This is a genomic window from Novosphingobium nitrogenifigens DSM 19370, from assembly GCF_000192575.1.
Taxonomy (GTDB): domain Bacteria; phylum Pseudomonadota; class Alphaproteobacteria; order Sphingomonadales; family Sphingomonadaceae; genus Novosphingobium; species Novosphingobium nitrogenifigens.
The window spans coordinates 408,994-427,909 of record NZ_GL876926.1; the positions used below are offsets into that span (position 1 = coordinate 408,994).

Below are 18,916 nucleotides of genomic sequence, written 5' to 3' on the forward strand. Positions count from 1 at the left end.
GGAGCGCTCCAGCCACCGCCGCCATGACCGCCGCCTTGCTGGCCGCCGCCCCATCCACCACCGCCGCCGCCGTGGCCGCGGTCTTCTGCCATCGCGGCACCGGGCAGCGCGACCAGCGCAAGTGCCGCAGCCGCGAGGCCGAGCGCAGTGGCCGTGCGGTTCGTGGTCGATGTCGAGCGGATTTTCTGTCCCATCATCTGTCTCCCGGCCACGGCGTTGCACCGGGCGGTCCCTGTTGAATTTCTCTTCGCGGAAACCGGCGATTTCACGACGGCATCGGCCGGTTTCATGAGTCGGTTCCCAGTCATGGAGATGCTCTTTTCACCATGCACCGATGCTGAACCGGCGGATAGCAAATGTTCAGCTTCGGGTGTCCCGATATGAACGAAAGTCGAGGGTGGGGCGCCGACATGGGGCCCAAAACGAGTAAGGCCCCGCATCCCGGTTAAGGGAGCGAGGCCTTGCGTCGGTGTCGAACTGTCCGTCCGGCTGGACGATCAGCGCGTCAGCTTCTTGTAGGCAAGGCGCGTCGGACGATCGGCGGCATCGCCGAGGCGGCGGCGCTTGTCCTCTTCGTACATGGCGAAGTTGCCTTCGAACCATTCGACGTGGCTGTTGCCTTCGAAGGCCAGGATGTGCGTAGCGAGACGGTCGAGGAAGAAGCGGTCGTGGCTGATGACCACGGCGCAGCCCGCGAAGTTTTCGATCGCTTCTTCGAGCGCGGCCAGCGTTTCGACGTCGAGGTCGTTGGTCGGTTCGTCGAGCAGCAGCACGTTGCCGCCGGTCTTGAGCATCTTGGCCATGTGGACGCGATTGCGTTCACCGCCCGAGAGCTTGCCGACGTTCTTCTGCTGGTCCTGACCCTTGAAGTTGAACGCGCCGACATAGGCGCGGGTGGACATGTCGTGTCCGTTCACCTTCATGTAGTCGAGGCCGTCGGAGATTTCCTGCCAGACGTTCTTGGCCGGGTCGAGGTGGTCGCGGCTCTGGTCGACATAGCCCAGACGCACGGTCGAGCCGATCTCGATCGTGCCGGTGTCGGGCTGTTCCTTGCCGGTGATGATCTTGAACAGGGTCGACTTACCCGCGCCGTTCGGCCCGATCACCCCGACGATGCCGCCCGGGGGCAGGATGAACGACAGGTCCTCGAACAACAGCTTGTCGCCATAGGACTTCGAGATGTTCTTGGCCTCGATGACCTTGCCGCCAAGGCGCTCGGGCACCTGAATGACGATCTGGGCCTTGCCGGGCGAACGATTGTCCTGCGCGGCGACGAGTTCCTCGAACTTCTTGATACGCGCCTTGGACTTGGTCTGGCGACCCTTGGGCCCCTGACGGATCCATTCGAGTTCGTCGTTGATCGCCTTCTGGCGGCCCGAGGCTTCGCGATCTTCCTGTTCGAGGCGCTTGGACTTCTTTTCCAGGTAGGTCGAGTAGTTGCCTTCGTAGGGGAAGTACTTTCCGCGGTCGAGTTCGAGGATCCAGCCCACCACGTTGTCGAGGAAGTAGCGGTCGTGGGTGATCATCAGCACCGCGCCGGCATATTCCTTGAGGTGGTTTTCCAGCCATTCGACGCTTTCGGCGTCGAGGTGGTTGGTCGGTTCGTCGAGCAGCAGGATCGACGGCTTCTGGATCAGCAGGCGGGTCAAGGCCACGCGGCGCTTTTCACCGCCCGACAGGCTTTCCACCGCCCAGTCCGAAGGCGGGCAGCGCAGCGCTTCCATCGCGATTTCGAGCTGGTTGTCGAGCGTCCAGCCGTCGACCGCGTCGATCTTGCCCTGAAGCTCGCCCATTTCCTCCATCAGGGCGTCGAAATCCGCGTCTTCGGGCGGATCGGCCATGATGTTGGAAATCTCGTTGAAACGATCGACCAGATCCGCGACTTCGCGCGCGCCGTCCTTGACGTTTTCGAGGACGGTCTTGGTCGGGTCGAGTTCGGGCTCCTGCTCGAGATAGCCGACGGTGATGTTTTCACCCGGCCACGCTTCGCCCGTGAAATCGGTGTCGATCCCGGCCATGATCTTGATCAGGGTCGACTTACCCGCACCGTTGGGGCCGACGATACCGATCTTGGCGCCCTGGTAGAACTGCAGGTTGATGTTGTTCAGTACCGGCTTCTGCGCACCGGGAAAGGTCTTCGTCATGTTCTTCATGACGTAGGCATACTGGGCGGCCATGGGCGTCCTTTGCGGGTATGGCTGGTTTTTTGGCTAACTGTTTGGGGTCAGCGCTCTACAGGGCGCAAGCCCCCCCTGCAAGGGTCGTGGCCGTTGTTGTCGGCGGAGGGGCGCCCATATTCGCGCTTTGCCGCCTCGATGACACCATTTATGAGCTTGGGGGCAAGGCCTGGTCCTTGGCAGAAAGGAACCCATACCGTGTTGCATGCCGCCATCCTCGAGGAAGCCAGGGGCTTTGCCGACCGTATCGTGGCTTTGCGACGGGCAATCCATGCCGAACCGGAGCTGGGCCTTTCCAATCCCCGCACGCGCGACAAGGTGCGCGAGGCGCTGTCGCATCTGCCGATCGAATGGCGCGAGGGCCCCTCGACCACCGGCCTTGTCGGACGGTTGACCGGAACCGCGCGTGCCGAGGGCGAAACGCGGCGGGTCCTTTTGCGTGGGGATACCGATGCCTTGCCCATGGCAGAGGAAACCGGGCTCGCTTTTGCTTCCACCGTTCCCGGGACCATGCATGCCTGTGGGCACGATACCCATGTCGCGATGCTGGCTGGGGCGGCAGAGGTTCTGGCCGCAAGCCGCGACCGTTTTGCGGGCGAAGTGCTGTTCATGTTCCAGCCGGGCGAGGAAGGCTGGCATGGAGCGCGCTACATGCTCGATGACGGGCTGATCGATCCGTTGCCGGGCGCTGCCTTTGCTCTCCACATCATGCCCGATCAGCCGCACGGGTTGATCGCGGGGCGTGTGGGGCCGCTGATGGCTTCGGCAGACCGCTTCGAGATCGTCGTTTCCGGGCAGGGCGGTCACGCGTCGATGCCGCATCAGGCGCTCGACCCGATGCCGGTCGCCTGCGAGATCGTGACCGCAATCCAGGCGATGGTGACGCGGCGGTTCCCGGTGTCCGACCCGGTCGTCGTCACGGTCAGCGAGATCCACGCGGGCACGGCGCACAATGTCATTCCCGACACCGCGATCCTGCGCGGAACCATGCGTACCTTGTCGGGCGGCAACCGGATGGCGTTGCACGAGGCGTTCGTCCGGCTGGCCAGCGGGATCGCGACGGCGCATGGCCTTGCTGCCAAGGTCTCCATCCACGAGGGGTTTCCGGTCACGGTCTGTGATCCCCGCGCGGTCGATCTTGGCGAAGCAGTGGCGTCCGGACTGGGGGCCCCGGCGCGGTTTCATCGCCTGTCGCATCCGATCATGGGGGCAGAGGACTTTGCCTATATCCTCGAAAAGGTGCCGGGGGCGATGTTCTTCCTTGGCGTTGCTCCTTCCGAAGCGGACCCGGCGAGTTGCTGCGGCATCCATTCGCCGCGCATGATGGTCGATGAAAGCGTGCTTCCGGTGGGGACGGCCTTGCTTGCCGGGTGTGCCGAGCGGTTCCTCGGGCACGGGTTTGCCTGAGGGGCGCGGCCAGACTGGCAATTCCGGGGCGGGATGACTATCTGGCGCCCGAACGGAGGAATTCATGGCAACCACCCACAAGACCCGCATGCTTATCATCGGTTCCGGCCCCGCCGGTCTCACTGCCGCGATCTATGGCGCGCGCGCAGGCATGGAGCCGATCGTGGTGCAGGGGCTTCAGCCGGGCGGGCAGTTGACCATCACCACGGACGTCGAGAACTATCCCGGTTTCCGCGACGTGATCCAGGGCCCCTGGCTGATGCAGGAAATGCAGGCTCAGGCCGAGCATGTGGGCACCCGGATGCTGTGGGACACGATCACCGAGGTGCAGTTTGACGGCTGGCCGTTCCGCGCCATCGGCGACAGCGGCGACGTTTATGAAGGCGACGTGCTGGTGATCGCGACCGGCGCGCAGGCGCGCTGGCTGGGTGTGCCGGGCGAACAGGAAATGTCGGGCAAGGGCGTTTCGGCCTGCGCCACTTGCGACGGCTTTTTCTATCGCGGCAAGAAGGTCGTGGTGATCGGCGGCGGCAATACCGCAGTCGAGGAAGCGCTCTATCTTACCAACCATGCCAGCGAAGTCGTGCTGATCCATCGTCGCGATTCGCTGCGTGCTGAAAAGATCCTGCAGGATCGCCTGTTCGCGCATCCCAAGGTCAGCGTGCTGTGGAACAAGGCGGTCGAGCGTTTCGCAGGTGAAACCGGGCTCCAGACGGTCGAACTGGTCGATACCGTGACCGGCGAAAAGTCGCAGGTGGCGACCGACGGCGCGTTCGTCGCGATCGGCCATGCGCCCGCGACCGACCTGTTCAAGGGCAAGCTGGAACTCGATGCATCGGGCTATATCGTTGTCGAGGCTGGAACGCCCCGTACCGCGATCCCCGGCGTTTTTGCGTGCGGCGACGTCATGGACCACACCTATCGTCAGGCGGTGACGGCGGCGGGAACCGGCTGCATGGCCGCGCTCGATGCCGAACGCTTCCTTGCCGAGCGCGATTTCGAAGCCGCGAAAGGCTGAGGCCTGAAACGCCCTAGTGTCTCGAGGCCGTAGCCTCGATCAGACGTTCGAACAGCCAGTCGCCCGCGCGGCTGGCTGTTGCTTCATCATTGGCAAAGCTGTGGCTGCTGCTGTCGTGAAGAACGACGCGGGGATCATCGGCGGGCCAGTCGGACAGGAAGCGCTGTCCGACGCGATCGCCCTTGGCGACCAAGATCGTTGTTGGGCCCCCGAACGCGGCAAGGCTGTCGTGTAACAAGGCGGCCAGCGCCGAGGTCGTCTGCTCGCCATCATGGCCGCTGGCATGGACCAGGCCGCGAGCCAGCCGGCCCAGGTTGACGCGCCCGGTCAGCAGGCGAAGGAGCGCGCGCGGATCAGCCAGACGGCGAAGGTAGCGCTGTCGCAAGGCTTGCGGGGAATGGGTGATCGCCTCGGCATCCTCGACCGTCTCGTCGATGGTCCAGGGATTGGCGAGCACCAGTCCGTCGAACCCGCCGGTCGGCCCATTCGCCAAGGTTGCCGCATGAAGCATCAGGCTGCTTGCTGCATCGCAGGTGCCGAAACCGATGACCCGGCGCAGGCCGGGCTGGGATGTGCGAAAGGCGGCGAGCGCGGCCGCAATGTCGTCGCGCGATCCCCGCCACGACGCATTTTCGCCCTCGCTGTCGCCGACCCCGCGCCGATCGAAGCGGAACACCGGCACGCCTGCTTCCTCGGCAAGACGATCGGCGAGGTGGGCTTGTCCGGCAAAGGACCCGGCGCGGATTTCGTTGCCGCCCGAGACGATCAGCAATCCGGTGCTGCCGTGCGCATTAGCGCAATCGAGCATCCCGTGCAGCATGGCCCGCGCGCAGGGAAAGGGGATGGCCCGGCGGCTCATGCGTCGAATTCCTCTGCCACGATTTGCGCAAGCCGCACCGATTGCGCGGCATCCTCGCCCGGTTCGGCGCGCAACCACAACGCGCTTCCGCCCAGTTCGGTCATGCGGATCTCGCGTTGCCCCTCGTCGAGCGGACGGGCGCTTTCCAGCCCCGCGACAAGAGCGGGGCCGAGGTAATACCCGGCCAGCTCGATCCCTTCTTCGCGTCCTTGTGCAAGCAAAGTGGCGCTGTCTTCGTGCCGTCCGGCTTCACGCGAGGCGAGCACGCGCGTGCGCAGCATTCGCCGCAGCAAAGTTGCGCCCATGACCGGTTCGAGCACCCATCCGGGCAGCGTGTTGGGAAAGACGAGCGCCCCGCCGCGCAGGGCGAGGACACGGTTGGCGGCAAAGTGACGGGCGGCCAGCGCCATGGCGGTACGCCAGCCGTGGAGGCTTTGCGCAGAAAAGCTCTGAAGGCTTTCGTTGGTGCCGGGCAGGTCGGGCAGGAAGCTGTCGATCCCGCGCGCATCGAGTTCGCGCATGGTCGTTGCCAACATGCGCCGGGTCCTGTTCATCTCTTCCAACAACGGCGGCACGATCAACAGGCGGCGATCCCGTCCGCGATCGAATGACAGCGCGAATTCGACGCTTTGTCCCGTCGGTCCGGGGCAGGGCCAGGAATCGATCAGCAGCCGCATTGCGCGCGGACGAAATCGAGCAGGGTGCCGTAGGTCTCGAGCGTTTCGGCACTGATCGCGTCATCGTCGAGGAACAGGTCGAAACGCTCTTCAATCGCACCGAACAGCGTGGCGATCGCCATGGAATCGAGCTCGGGAATGGCGCCGAACAAGGGGCTGTCGGTCCCAAGCGCCGCAAGCCTTGCGGTCCCAAGCGCCAGCACGGCGTCGAGCACTTCGCGCAAGGCGAGATCGGGAGAGGATACAGCGTTGTCCAAGCGCGTGGATTTCCTTGCTTATCGCCCGATCGCCTTATGCGGCCGGTCGGTTCCGAACAAGTCGGGCGATGGTAGGGCGGCAAAATCGCGGGGGCGCAGAAGCCGCCGTGCGCAGAGGCGGGCAAGGCGGGGCCAATGCGCCAGGGCACGGGGATGAAAGGCTTCGAGCCGATAGCGCGGGCGGACGTCTTCGGTCCAGTCTCGCTTGTAGGGATCATCGCCGGTGCCGAAGTCGACCATGGCGACGCGATCCTCGTCGAACGCCATGGCGAACAGGGCGTGGCTGAGCAGGGTTCCCGGTGATTGGGCACGGGCGCGGTCGTCGTGGGCGAGCTTGTGGATGTACGCGGTTCCGTTTTCGACGGTCCAGAACTGGGCCGCAACGGGCTGGCCGTCGATCGTCGCAAGGCCGATCCGCAAGCGTCCCGCTGCTGCCTCGGCCATGGCAAAGCGGCGCAGGAACGCGGGCTGGCCTTCTTCGGGTTTCCAGCTCCGGGCATAGACCGCCTCATAGGCGGCCCAGTCGGCAGCCAAGTCGGTGGCCGAGAATTCGCGGGAGATGCGGATCGCGACACGCCCCTTGCGCTGCTTGCGCCGGACCGTTTCGCGCAGGGCGCCGGGACGCTGGGCCCACCACGTTGCGAAATCGCGGCCGCGTGTCGAAACGATATGGTTGCTGTCGGTCTGGCTCAACCAGCCGATCCAGCCTGCCTTGCGGGCGGCCGTGAGCATGATCGCGGCTTCCGATCGCGGCAGGGGGGCGAACGACAAGGCGCCCTCGCGCGCAAGGTCGCCAAGGATGGCGGCCAGCAGCGGCGCACCATCCGCCGTCCAGTAGGGCCGGGCGATGAAGCTGTACCAGTTCGCCATTGCGGAGAGCCCGAGGCGGTCGCGGCAGAGCGGCAGCGCGGCTACCGCATCGCCCTCGCGCGCAACGGCGAGGAATGACGGACTTGGGGCAAGGCATTCTTCGCCCAAAAGGCGGAACCAGTCGAGCCGATCGAACGGCGTCGTGCGCGGCCCGGCTGCGAAAAGCGCGGCAAGGGCGGGGTCTGCTTGCGCTTGCGCGAGATCGGCGTGATAGACCCTGTGCAAACCCCGAGTTCCTGCCTGTCCTGTTGCCCCATTCGTCACGGAGCCTTGCCGCTTGCCCCGGATACCGGATCCCGAACCACGGCCGCTCGACCATCTCGCCCTTTGCGGGGCTGATGATGCCCCGGCATTGGTGCTGGCTGGGCAAGTCATGGACTACGCCGGGTTAAATCGACGTATAGGCCAGCTTGCCGGTTGGTTGGCAAGCGTGGCCGGTACCGGATCGGGCGCGAGGGTCGCCACATGGTTGCCCAAAGGCGAGCTTGCCGCGCTGATGCCGCTGGCGGCGGCGCGGGCAGGGTTGGTCCATGTGCCGATCAATCCGCTGCTCAAGCGGGCGCAAGTCGCGCATATCGTGGGGGATGCGGGGGCGGTCCTGCTGATCGCCAATGCCGGACGGCTGGCGACGCTTGAGCCGGGGGATTTCGGCGAAGCCATTGCGATCGAGGATGGTGAGGTCCTTGCCGTGCTCGATGCGGCGCCCATTCTGCCTCCGTCCTCGGCATTGCCCGACACGCTGGCGGCACTGCTCTATACCAGCGGGTCAACCGGGCGTCCCAAAGGGGTGATGCTCAGCCACGCCAATCTCTGGCTGGGCGCCGTGAGCGTCGCGCATTACTTGCGCCTTGCCGCCGATGACCGGGTTCTGGCGGTGCTGCCTTTCTCGTTCGACTATGGCCAGAACCAGTTGCTCTCGACCTGGTATGCCGGGGCTGCGGTGGTGCCGCACGATTACCTGCTCCCGCGCGATCTGGTGCGGGCGGTTGCGCGGCATGGGATCACGACGCTCGCGGGGGTTCCGCCCTTGTGGCAGCAACTGGCCGGGCTCGACTGGCCGGACGAGGCGGTGCGGGGAATGCGGCGTCTGACCAATAGCGGCGGCGCCTTGCACGAAGGGCTGGTGCGGCGTTTGCGGGAACTGTTCCCGACGGCTGACCTTTACGCAATGTACGGGCTGACCGAAGCGTTTCGGTCGACCTTTCTCGATCCCGCGCTGATCGACGATCATCCGACTTCGATCGGCAATGCCATTCCCTTTGCCGAAGTCATGGTGGTCCGCGATGACGGTACGCAGGCCGGTCCCGACGAAGAGGGCGAGCTTGTCCATGCCGGGCCGCTGGTCGCGCAAGGCTATTGGCGCGATCCCGTTCGTACCGCCGAGCGGTTTCGTCCGGCTCCCGTGTTTTCTCGCGTGGGAGGCATGGCCGTCTGGTCGGGAGACCGCGTTCGTCGCGATGGCGAAGGGCTTCTCCATTTCGTCGGACGCCGCGATGCGATGATCAAGACCGCCGGAAATCGTGTCAGCCCGCAAGAGGTGGAGGAGGCCGCCCTTGCGACGGGACTGGTCGGAGATGTCGTCGCGCTCGGGTTGCCAGATGACGCGCTGGGGCAGGCCATTCATCTCGTCGCGTGCGGCGTGGGTGACAGCGCGGCCGTGATCGCGGCGATGACGCGCACCTTGCCCAATTTCATGGTTCCCCGCGCGGTTCACTGGCGCGAGCGTCTGCCGGTCAATCCCAACGGCAAATGCGATCGCGAGGGGCTTTACCGGGAATTATCGGCTTTGCTCGATAAGGTCCGATCATGACGCTGTCCGAGAAACCGATGGGGCCGATCCCGCCCGGCTATGTCGCGCATCATGGCGAGCTGGTCATTGCCGGGGTCGGTGCGCGCGATCTGGTCGCAAGTGCGGGCGGGACGCCGCTGTTCGTTTATGACGCGGGCCGGATTGCCGGGCGCGTGGCGGCCTTGCGCGCCGCGATGCCGTCGGAGCTGGGCATCCATTATGCGGTCAAGGCCAATCCCTTTGCGCCTTTGCTCGCGTTCATGGCCGGGCATGTCGATGGGTTCGACATCGCATCGGGCGGTGAACTCGCTCTGCTGACATCGGTGGGCATTTCCGGCGCCCGGATCGGCTTTGCCGGACCGGGCAAGCGTGACGGGGAAATGGTCGAGGCAGTGAAGGCCGGGGTCACGCTGCATCTTGAATCGCCACGCGAACTCGACCGGGCGATCGAGGTTGGTGCGCGTCTCGGCATTGCGCCGCGGCTGGCGATCCGGGTCAATCCCGATTTCGAACTGGCGGGCGCAGGCATGCGCATGGGCGGAGGCGCCCGACCATTCGGGATCGACGCGGATCAGGTCCCCGATCTCGTCCGGCGGATCGTCGCGTCCGGGGCCGAGTGGCGCGGCTTCCACGTCTATGCGGGAAGCCAGTCGCTCGACAGCGAGGCGATTGCCGCTGCCCAAGCGGCAACGATCGATTGCGTGGCCCGGCTGGCCGACGCAGCTGGTGTCGCGGTGCCGGTGTGCAATCTGGGCGGTGGTTTTGGCATTCCCTATTTCCACGGACAGCACCCGCTAGACATCGACAGGATTGGTGCCGAACTGGCCGAAAGGCTGGCATCCTTGCCCGCGTCGCTCGCGCAGACACGCTTCGTTCTCGAACTGGGGCGCTGGCTGGTCGGTGAAGCGGGGGTCTATCTCACCGAAATTCTCGATCGCAAGATCAGCCGGGGCGAGACGTTCCTCGTCGTCGATGGCGGGTTGCATCATCAGCTTGCCGCCAGCGGGAATTTCGGCAGCATCATCCGTCGCAACTATCCGTGTGCCGTCGCCACCCGTTTTGCCGCTCCGGCCGAGGAAGTTGCGCATGTCGTGGGGTGCCTGTGCACGCCGCTCGACCGTCTTGGCGACGCGCTTGCCTTGCCGCACGCGGAACCCGGCGATCTTGTAGCGCTGTTCTGTGCCGGAGCTTATGGGGCCAGTGCGAGCCCGTCGGAATTTCTGGGACATGGCCCCGCGCGGCAAGTATTGGTGGGGCACGAGGACGAAATTCCTGGTCTTGGTGCATGATCCGTTCTTGCGATCTGTCCTGAAACAGGACGATCTTGCGGTGCGGGGTGGTTTCCGCTTGCCAGCGGGGCCGGGGGGGAGAAGAGTCTAAACGGTATCTTCACCCTTTTTCCCCATATCGGACCGTAGATGTTCGTCTCTCCCGTCTCATTGCAAGACAGTCGGGACAACCGGATCCGGTAGAGATCCGAGCAGGGGATCGATGGGGCGGCAAGCGCGTTTGCAAAGGATGGTCGATGTCGAGCAATGTCCACTCTGACGGCTTTGGACGCGCGGTGCGTCGGGGCAGCGCCGTGGCCATGACCGCGACGGTTGCGGCTGCCCTGACCCTGTCGGGCTGTTCCGGTTCGCGTCCTACCGCGCAGTTGCCTCCGGCCTCGTTCGTCGCGCTGCAGGAAGGGCCGGGCGAGGACTATGTGATTGGCCCGCTCGACGATCTGACCATCTTCGTCTGGCGCAACCCGGAACTGGGCGCGAATGTGCAGGTGCGCCCCGATGGCCGCATCACGACGCCGCTGATCACCGACATGCCTGCCGTGGGCAAGACGCCCTCGATGCTCGCCGAGGACATCCGGCTGCAGCTTTCGCAGTATATTCAGGAACCTATCGTCTCGGTCATCGTCAACAAGTTCTCGGGCACGTATAGCCAGCAGGTCCGCGTGGTCGGTGCTACCGAAAAGCCCGCCTCGCTGCCCTATCGTGCCAACATGACCTTGCTCGATGCGATGATCGCGGTCGGCGGCCTGTCGGAATATGCGGCGGGCAACCGTGCCCGGCTGGTCCGGTTCGACAAGCAGACCGGCAAGCAGAAGGAATACGCGATCAAGATCAGCGATCTTCTGCGCAAGGGTGACACGCGCGCCAATGTCATGCTGATGCCGGGCGATGTGATTATCATCCCCGAAAGCGCGTTCTGAACGGCGGGGCGGGGATGGCCAGTCTTCAGGATCAATTGCGCATTGCGCTGTTCAGTATCTGGAACCGGCGCTGGCTTGCGCTCGGGGTAGCCTGGCTCGTCTGTCTGGGCGGTTGGCTGATGGTCACGACCATTCCCAATCAGTACGAATCGCATGCCCGCATTTTCGTGCAGCTCGACGATGTGCTGTCCGACCAGATCGGCATCGGCGCGGATCGTCACCGCGACATCGATCGCGTGCGGCAGACGCTGACCAGTGCGGTCAATCTGGAAAAGGTCGTGCGCGCGACCCGTCTGGGCGAAAAGGTTTCCACCGAAAAGCAGATGGAAGGCGCGGTTGCGTCGCTGTCCAAGGCTGTGAAAGTCACGAGCCAGCAGGACAACCTGTTCGAGATCGCCGCGACTTCGGGCAGCGGGGGATATACCGACGCGCAGAACGCCAAGCTTGCGCAGGACATCGCGCAGAAGATGATCGACATCTTTCGCGAGGAAAACCTGGCGGGTGGGCGCGGCGAGATGAGCGACACGCTCGCCTTCATGGACCAGCAGCTTGCCGATCGTCAGCGCGACCTCGAAGCCGCCGAGCAGAAGCGCCAGCAGTTCGAGGCGAAGAACCCGGCAGCCGCGCAAGGGGCGGGCACTGTCAGTGCCCGGCTCGAAGCCACGCGGGGCGAATTGCGCGGGGTCGAATCCGATCTCATCGCCGCCGAAGGCGCGCTTGGTTCGATCAACGGGCAATTGGCCTCCATTCCTCCGACGATCGCTATTCCCGGGACGAGCGGCGGGGCCAAGGGCGCCTTGGCGCAGGCTGAAGTGGACCTTGGCGCCATGCGCGCGCGGGGCCTGACCGACAGCCATCCTGACGTCATCGCGCTCAAGGCGCAGATCGCACAGCTCACTCGCGCGGCGGCGAGCGAAGGCGGACACGGCGGCACGCCCAATCCTGCCTATTCCTCGCTGCAATCGATCAAGGCGGACCGGCAGGCGAGCGTCGTCGCGCTGCAGGCGCGCAAGGCTTCGCTTGAGCAGGACATTACCCAGCTCACGACGCAGCAATACAGCGAACCGGCGGTCGCGGCCGAAGCCTCGCGGATCAATCGAGACTACGACGTGCTCAAGGAACAGTATGACAAGCTGCTGCGCGACCGCGAAGCGCTGCGTCTGCGCGGGCAAGTCGAGAACGAACGCGATGCGATCAAGTTCGAAGTGATCGACCCGCCGACCTCGCCGCGCGGACCGTCTGCCCCCAATCGTCCGTTGCTGCTGATGGCGGTGCTGGCGGTCGGGATCGCTGCGGGTTGCGGTGTCGCTTATGCGGTCGGCTATCTGCGCGGCAGCTTCGGCACGACGGCGCAGTTGGAACGGGCGGTCGGATTGCCGGTCCTTGGATCGGTGACGCTGGCCCTGACCCATGCCGGTCGCGTGCAGCAGTGGCGGCAGGTCAAATGGTTCGGTGGCGGTGTCGCCGGGCTGGTGCTGGTGCTGGCGGTCTTGCTGGCGCTTGAATTCATGAAACGCCGTCTGGTGGCCTGAGCTGACGAGCAAGGAGGCACGTGAAGCGATGACCGACCAGACCCGCATCCCCCAGGGCAAGCCTTCGCGCCCTGCTCATCCGCGCCGTCGCAAGTCGGGGGCGCCCTCGCTGATCGAGCGGGCGGGGGGAGCCGAAAGCTGGCTGCATCTTTCGACGCCCGTCGCGCCGTTGCCGCCGGTCGCCGAGCCGATCCCGACCGAGCCGGTTGCGCGTCCCCAGCCTGAACTTCGGCCTGAATTTCAGCCTGCACCCCAGACGGCTCCTGAAGTCATGCCCGCGCCTGAGGCAAAGCCAGCGCCGGTCGCGCTTGATGTGCCGTTGCCCGGACCGGGGCCGTTCCAGTCGCTCCACGCCGATTTTCCAGCGCCCGCCCTGCAGACCCAGACGCAGACCGGGGTTGCGGTGTCGGGTATCGAAGGGCGCCCGGCCACGCAGGTCTTTCGCGGCACGTTCCATGCGATCGATCGACGTCACTTGCGCGAACAGGGGCTGCTCGAGCCCGAAGGCCCGGTGACCGGGCTTCTCGAAGAATTCCGCATCATCAAGCGGCAATTGCTGCTGGCTGCGGCTGAATCGCGGGCCGGACGCGGATTGCCGCGCGGTGAGCGCATTCTGGTTTCCTCCGCCTTGCCCGGCGAGGGCAAGACGTTTTGCGCGGTCAATCTGGCGCTGTCGATGGCGGCGGAAAAGGATACCGAAGTCCTTCTGGTCGATGCCGATTTCGCCAAGCCTTCGGTGCTTTCGACACTGGGGCTTCCCGGTGGTCCGGGGCTGCTCGATGCGTTGTCCGATCCGCAGGTCGCGGTCGAGGATTGCATTCTTGGCACCGACATTCCCGGCCTGTTCGTCCTGCCTGCGGGCAATGCGAGCGGTGTGGATACTGAATTGCTGGCTTCGGCGCATACCAGTCAGGTGCTGGCCCGACTCACGGCGCATTCGCCCAACCGGATCGTTATTTTCGACAGCTCGCCGGTTCTGGCCGCATCACCTGCCAGCGAACTGGCACTGCATGTCGGACAGACCGTCATGGTGGTGCGCGCGGACATGACCGGTGAAGCGGCTCTGCGCGATGCGATCAATCTTCTTTCGGGTTGCGCGGACATCAAGCTGTTGCTCAACGCCACGCGGTTTTCACCGACCGGGCGGCGGTTCGGCACGTATTACGGGTACAAGGAATAAGTCACATGCGGGGGCTCCACCACAGCATTGCCGGAAGGCACGCGCTGATGGCGCTGGCTCCACTGTGTCTGGCGGGGACGGCGCTTGCCCAGACGACAGGCACAGCTACCGGCGGAACCTTGTCGTACGGCTCGACCGGGCTCGGCGACGACACCGTGACGGGCGAAGGCGACGGCACTTCGGCAGCAAAGCAGCCCCATGCCCCCGGAGGTCGCCCCGGCTCGCCGATCAAGCCGCAACGCCGCACGAAGATCCGCCCTTATCTGGAAGTCGATCAGGACCTCCTTGCCGAACTCACCCCTTATGACGACGTCGTGACTTATACGACGCTGGCCGCGGGTGCGGATGTCAGTTTCGGCGGGCGCCGGACCGAAGGCGCCGCCTCGATCCGCTACGAACATCGCTTTTTCGAAGCGGGCGCGCACGGTGGCTCGGACGCGGTCTCGGGGCTTGCCCGGGTCCGGCGCGAGATCCTGCCGCGAACGCTCTATTTCGAAGTCGGTGGCCTTGCCGCCCGGACCGGGTTCACGCCGACCGGGGGTACTTTGCTCAACACGCTCGCCAACAACGGTTCGACCGGACAGATCTGGTCGGTCTATGGCGGCCCGGCGCTGACCACCCATGCCGGGGTGGTTGCCATCAATGCGGGGTACAGCGTCGGCTATACCGAGATAGGGTCGCTGCATTCCTATGTCCCGGCAAGCGGCGGCGGCGCGCTTGACGTCTTCGATCACTCGCTGTCGCAGCAGGGCTCTTTGTCAGCGAGCGTACGACCGGGAATGGTGCTGCCGTTCGGGTTTGGCGTGAACGGGGGCTATCTGCGCGAGGATGTCTCCAATCTCGATCAACGTCTGCTGGACTGGCGCGCAGGCGTTCAGCTTGTTCAGCCGCTGACGCGATCGCTGGCGCTGGTAGGGGACATCGGTTGGGAGCGTGTCGAGGTGTCGCAGCGCGATGCCGTGCGCGACAGTTCGGGTAATCCTGTGGTCGGGGCCAATGGGCGTTATGTCACCGACATGACCCAGCCGCGCAAGATGGCCTATGAAACCGACGGACTGACCTGGGACGTCGGGGTCATGTGGCGGCCCAGCCGGCGGACCAATGCGTCGTTCTATGTCGGTCACCGCTATGACAGCATGACCTATTACGGGTCGTTTTCGTACAACCCGGACCGGCGCAGTTCGCTGACGGTTTCGGTCTATGACGGGATTTCCGGTTTCGGCAGCAGCATCGGCAATGCGGTGCAGCAATTGCCGACCGATTTCGAAGTGTCCCGCAATCCCTTTACCGGGGACATCGGCGGCTGTGCTGTTGGCACAAGTAGCGGCGGTTGCGTCAATGGCGTGCTCGGTTCGGCAGCGTCGTCGATTTTCCGCGGGCGCGGCGTCAATATTGCCTATGGAACGCAGTTCGGACACGTTCACGCAATGGTCGGCGCGGGATATGCATGGCGTCGCTATATCGCTGCGTCGGGCACGGTGCTGGCCGAGGCGAACGGGCGCGTCGATCGCAACTGGTACCTGACCGGAGGCATTTCCGGCCCCATTGATCAGCGATCGAGCTATGGGCTGACCGCGTTCGGCGCGCTTTATCGCAGCGACCGGGTTTATGCGGGCGACGCGGCGAACTGGGGGGTGATCGGTTCTCTCAACCGTCAGTTCACCGAAAAGTTGCTTGGCACGGCTTCGCTCGGCATCGAGGGTGTCAATCGCCAGCTGACGCCGGACGAACTTGATATCCTTGCCCGGCTTGGGCTTCGCTACATCTTCCGCTAAGGGGCAAATTTCGATGTACGATCAATTCTATGGCTTCAGCGGACGCCCGTTCCAGCTTGCCCCCGACCCGGAATTCTATTTCGAGAGCCTCACGCATCGCAAGGCGCTGTCCTATCTCGGCTATGGTCTTGCGCAGGGGGAGGGCTTCATCGTCATCACCGGCGAAGTCGGTGCGGGCAAGTCGACGCTGGCGGCCCACCTTGTGGCCTCGATCGATCGCCAGCGGTTGACCGCCGCCCAGATCGTTACCAGCCGTCTCGATGCCAATGAACTGGTCCGGCTGGCAGCGCAGGCTTTCGGTATCGTTGCCCCTTCGGCCGAAGCCGCGCTCGATAAGGCCGCCGTGCTCGGCATGCTCGAGGAATTCCTGCAGGAAGAAGCCCGCGCCGGACGCCGTTCGCTCTTGATCGTGGACGAGGCGCAGAATCTTTCGATCCAGGCGCTCGAAGAATTGCGGATGCTGTCGAACTTCCATCTCGGCTCGCACCCGCTGCTTCAGATCGTCCTGCTCGGGCAGCCCGAATTTCGCGAGCTTCTGGCCGAACCCGCGCTTGAACAGCTGCGCCAGCGGGTGATCGCGACGCACCATCTCGAAGCGATGGAAGCCGATGAAGTCGGCCCCTATGTCGAACACCGGCTCAAGCATGTCGGCTGGAGCGGGCGTCCCGCGTTCGGGCCGGGCGTCTATGAGCGCCTTGCCGAAGCGAGCGGCGCCGTGCCGCGCCGGATCAACCAGCTCGTCAATCGGCTGCTCCTGCTTGGATCGGTCGAAAAGGCGGACATGCTCGACGTCGACATGCTCGAGGAAGTGATCGCTGATCTCGCCGGCGACGAGGGCGTGGTCGAGGCTTCATCGCCGGGGCATGTGGACGAAGCCGCGCCGGAACCCTCGTCCAATGCGGCGGCCGCCGTTGCGGTCGAAGCTGCAAGCCCTGAACTCCAGGTGATGATCGCGGCAGAACTGACCCGCGTCCTTGCCCAGCGCGACGAACAGATCGCCGAATTGCAGCAGGCCGTCATGGAACTGGCCGAAATGCGCCCTTCCGAAGCAGTGGCCAGCCCGCCCGAGCCCGATCTCGAACCCCTGCTTGCCGCGATCGTCGATCTCACGCGCCGTATCGAATCGCTCGAAACGCGGACCAGCGATCAGAACGAGGCGATCCGCCATGTCCTCACCATGCTGATCGAGTGGCTGGAAAGCGAAAACGCGACGGCTCGCGCGGCCTGACGCAAACGATGAAGGGGCTTCGGTGATGCCGCCAGCACCCGTCAACGGCCTGTCGGTCGATGTCGAGGACTGGTTTCAGGTCGGCGCGTTCGAGCATGTGATCGATCGCGCGGACTGGGACCGCCTCGACCTTAGAGTCGAGCGCAATTGCGACGTCATCTTGCGTATGTTCGCCGACGCGGGCGTGAAGGGAACGTTCTTCACGCTGGGTTGGGTGGCGCAACGGTGCCCGTCGATGATGCGCCGGATCGCGGGCGAGGGGCACGAGATCGCCAGCCACGGCTGGGACCATGCGCGGGTCTTCACTTTCGATCGCGACGGTTTTGCGCACGACCTGATCCGCGCTCGCGACGTGTTGCAGGACATTACCGGTTGCGCGGTCATCGGCTATCGCGCGCCGAGTTTCTCGATCGATGCGCGCACGCCCTGGGCTCATGAAGTGCTGGCCGAGCAGGGCTATCGCTATTCCTCCAGTGTCGCGCCGATTCATCACGACCACTATGGCTGGCGCGAGGCTCCGCGCTTTGCCTTCCGTCCGGTTGCCGGGGCCGATCTGGTCGAAATTCCGGTCACGACGGCCGAGTTGGCCGGACGTCGCATGGCGGCGGGTGGAGGCGGTTTCTTTCGTCTCCTGCCTTATGCGGTGTCGCGTTGGGCCATCGGGCAGGTCAATCGCGCCGGACATCCTGCGCTGACCTATTTCCACCCGTGGGAAATCGACCCCGGCCAACCGCGTGTCGCCGATGCGCCGCTGCGCTCGCGCTTGCGCCATTACACCCGGCTCGACGCGATGGCGGGGAAGCTCAAGCGCCTGCTTTCCGATTTTCCGTGGGGACGCATGGATCGTCTGGCCGCAATCGAGGCGGAGCGCCTCGCATGACCGTGCACAGCATGCCCGTGCGCTCGCAGGTGCGCCTTGCCGATGCCGGGGATCGCGGCGCAATCGCGCGTTTTCTTGCCCAAGCGCCGGACGCGACGGCCTTTCATCGGCTGGAATGGCTCGAAGCGGTCGAGCGGGCGAGCGGTCATCGCACTCATGTCCTGATGGTCGAGCACGATGAAGGAATCGGCGCGCTTCTGCCGCTTCATGCCGTGCATTCGCCACTGTTCGGGCGGGCCTTGGTATCGACCGGCTTTGCGGTCGGCGGCGGGGTCGTCGGCGATGCCGTCCATGTCGACGCGCTGGCACAGGGCGCAAGTGAACTCGCCTTGCGACTGTCTTGTCCAACGGTCGAATTGCGGGGCGGTCCCTTGCCCTCGGTAGAAGGGTGGCATGCCAAGACGGGTAGTCATGCCGGTTTCGTGTGCCCGCTGGCGCCCGACGACGAAGCGCAGTTGGTGGCGGTTCCACGCAAGCAACGCGCCGAAGTGCGCAAGGGCCTTGCCCATGCGATGGACATTCGCGTCGGAAGCGGGGCAGAGGATCGCGCCATGCATTACGCGGTCTATGCCCAGTCCGTCCGCAATCTTGGCACTCCGGTTTTTCCACGCGCCTTGTTCGAGGCCGTGCTCGACGCTTTTGGCGAGGACGCGGACATTCTGACCGTCCTTGCCGATGGACAGCCGGTAGCCTCGGTGCTCAGCCTTTACCATCGCGGTGCGGTGATGCCCTATTGGGGGGGCGGAATCTTTGCCGCGCGGGCCCTGCGCGCCAATGACGTCATGTATTATGCGCTGATGTGCCATGCCCGCCGCCGGGGCTGCGACCGCTTCGATTTCGGTCGCTCCAAGACCGACAGCGGCGCCTATCATTTCAAGCGGAACTGGGGGTTCGTGCCCGACCCGCTTGCCTATGCGCATTGGACGGCCGACGGCATGTCTCCGCGCGACGTCAATCCGCTCAGCCCCAAATATCAGGCGCGGATACGTTTGTGGCAGAAACTGCCGCTGCCGATCGCCAATGTGCTTGGCCCCTTCATCGCCAACGGGCTGGCGTGAACG

General features: G+C 64.9%; 16 protein-coding genes and 1 pseudogene. 11 read left to right on the plus strand and 6 right to left on the minus strand.

Annotation, left to right across the window (positions count from 1 at the left end):
* Together Y88_RS19315 and ettA are read right to left on the minus strand one after the other, a co-directional pair.
* Window positions 1–197, minus strand: a pseudogene (locus Y88_RS19315) (hypothetical protein); the annotation flags it as partial.
* A 300-nt stretch (window positions 198–497) separates the two neighbouring features.
* Window positions 498–2,177 (minus strand): energy-dependent translational throttle protein EttA, encoded by a 1,680-nt coding sequence (gene ettA / locus Y88_RS02210; protein ID WP_008065842.1) that lies wholly within the window; start codon window positions 2,175–2,177, stop codon window positions 498–500.
* A gap of 198 nt (window positions 2,178–2,375) precedes the next feature.
* On the opposite strand from ettA, the gene Y88_RS02215 reads away from it, so the two are divergent.
* Both Y88_RS02215 and trxB read left to right on the plus strand, forming a co-directional pair.
* On the plus strand, window positions 2,376–3,584 hold the full coding sequence (locus tag Y88_RS02215) for a M20 metallopeptidase family protein (protein ID WP_018075238.1): 1,209 nt from the start codon (window positions 2,376–2,378) through the stop codon (window positions 3,582–3,584).
* 64 nt (window positions 3,585–3,648) lie between these two features.
* The gene (gene trxB, locus Y88_RS02220; RefSeq protein ID WP_008065847.1) at window positions 3,649–4,602 is read left to right on the plus strand and encodes a thioredoxin-disulfide reductase; all 954 of its coding nucleotides are present in this window, start codon (window positions 3,649–3,651) and stop codon (window positions 4,600–4,602) included.
* A 13-nt stretch (window positions 4,603–4,615) separates the two neighbouring features.
* Here the strand turns inward: trxB and Y88_RS02225 are convergent, their stop codons facing one another.
* Genes Y88_RS02225 through Y88_RS02240 form a run of 4 tightly spaced genes read right to left on the minus strand, consistent with a single transcriptional unit; the run spans window position 4,616 to window position 7,490 of the window.
* On the minus strand, window positions 4,616–5,461 hold the full coding sequence (locus Y88_RS02225; RefSeq protein WP_008065850.1) for a hydrolase 1, exosortase A system-associated: 846 nt from the start codon (window positions 5,459–5,461) through the stop codon (window positions 4,616–4,618).
* Window positions 5,458–6,138, minus strand: coding sequence for an alpha/beta hydrolase family protein (locus tag Y88_RS02230; protein ID WP_008065852.1), 681 nt, complete (start codon window positions 6,136–6,138; stop codon window positions 5,458–5,460). The genes Y88_RS02225 and Y88_RS02230 overlap by 4 nt, the downstream gene beginning before the upstream one ends.
* A complete protein-coding gene (locus Y88_RS02235) occupies window positions 6,126–6,395 on the minus strand; it encodes a hypothetical protein (protein ID WP_008065855.1) in 270 nt (89 codons plus the stop codon). The genes Y88_RS02230 and Y88_RS02235 overlap by 13 nt, the downstream gene beginning before the upstream one ends.
* Before the next feature lie 18 nt (window positions 6,396–6,413).
* Window positions 6,414–7,490 (minus strand): GNAT family N-acetyltransferase, encoded by a 1,077-nt coding sequence (locus Y88_RS02240; RefSeq protein ID WP_008065857.1) that lies wholly within the window; start codon window positions 7,488–7,490, stop codon window positions 6,414–6,416.
* A gap of 52 nt (window positions 7,491–7,542) precedes the next feature.
* On the opposite strand from Y88_RS02240, the gene Y88_RS02245 reads away from it, so the two are divergent.
* The 9 genes from Y88_RS02245 to Y88_RS02285 all read left to right on the plus strand — a co-directional run bounded on the left by Y88_RS02245 (window position 7,543) and on the right by Y88_RS02285 (window position 18,913).
* Complete coding sequence (locus tag Y88_RS02245) at window positions 7,543–9,075, plus strand: acyl-CoA ligase (AMP-forming), exosortase A system-associated (protein ID WP_026166763.1); 1,533 nt, start codon at window positions 7,543–7,545, stop codon at window positions 9,073–9,075.
* Window positions 9,072–10,343, plus strand: a complete 1,272-nt coding sequence (locus Y88_RS02250) for a pyridoxal-dependent decarboxylase, exosortase A system-associated (RefSeq protein WP_008065862.1) — start codon at window positions 9,072–9,074, stop codon at window positions 10,341–10,343. Before Y88_RS02245 ends, Y88_RS02250 begins: the two co-directional genes overlap by 4 nt.
* Window positions 10,344–10,642: 299 nt before the next feature.
* The gene (locus Y88_RS02255; protein ID WP_036500034.1) at window positions 10,643–11,260 is read left to right on the plus strand and encodes an XrtA/PEP-CTERM system exopolysaccharide export protein; all 618 of its coding nucleotides are present in this window, start codon (window positions 10,643–10,645) and stop codon (window positions 11,258–11,260) included.
* 14 nt (window positions 11,261–11,274) lie between these two features.
* Window positions 11,275–12,792 (plus strand): XrtA system polysaccharide chain length determinant, encoded by a 1,518-nt coding sequence (locus tag Y88_RS02260; RefSeq protein ID WP_008065866.1) that lies wholly within the window; start codon window positions 11,275–11,277, stop codon window positions 12,790–12,792.
* Between the two features lie 28 nt (window positions 12,793–12,820).
* Window positions 12,821–13,972, plus strand: coding sequence for an AAA family ATPase (locus Y88_RS02265; protein ID WP_008065868.1), 1,152 nt, complete (start codon window positions 12,821–12,823; stop codon window positions 13,970–13,972).
* Window positions 13,973–13,977: 5 nt separating this feature from the next.
* The gene (locus Y88_RS02270; RefSeq protein WP_008065871.1) at window positions 13,978–15,747 is read left to right on the plus strand and encodes a hypothetical protein; all 1,770 of its coding nucleotides are present in this window, start codon (window positions 13,978–13,980) and stop codon (window positions 15,745–15,747) included.
* A 13-nt stretch (window positions 15,748–15,760) separates the two neighbouring features.
* Window positions 15,761–16,975 (plus strand): XrtA/PEP-CTERM system-associated ATPase, encoded by a 1,215-nt coding sequence (locus tag Y88_RS02275; RefSeq protein ID WP_008065873.1) that lies wholly within the window; start codon window positions 15,761–15,763, stop codon window positions 16,973–16,975.
* Window positions 16,976–17,000: 25 nt separating this feature from the next.
* Entirely contained in the window at window positions 17,001–17,855 is an 855-nt protein-coding gene (locus Y88_RS02280) for an XrtA system polysaccharide deacetylase (RefSeq protein WP_018075234.1), read from the plus strand.
* Window positions 17,852–18,913: a FemAB family XrtA/PEP-CTERM system-associated protein gene (locus tag Y88_RS02285; protein ID WP_008065877.1), complete on the plus strand. Its 1,062-nt coding sequence runs from the start codon at window positions 17,852–17,854 to the stop codon at window positions 18,911–18,913. Before Y88_RS02280 ends, Y88_RS02285 begins: the two co-directional genes overlap by 4 nt.
* Window positions 18,914–18,916 lie beyond the last annotated feature (3 nt).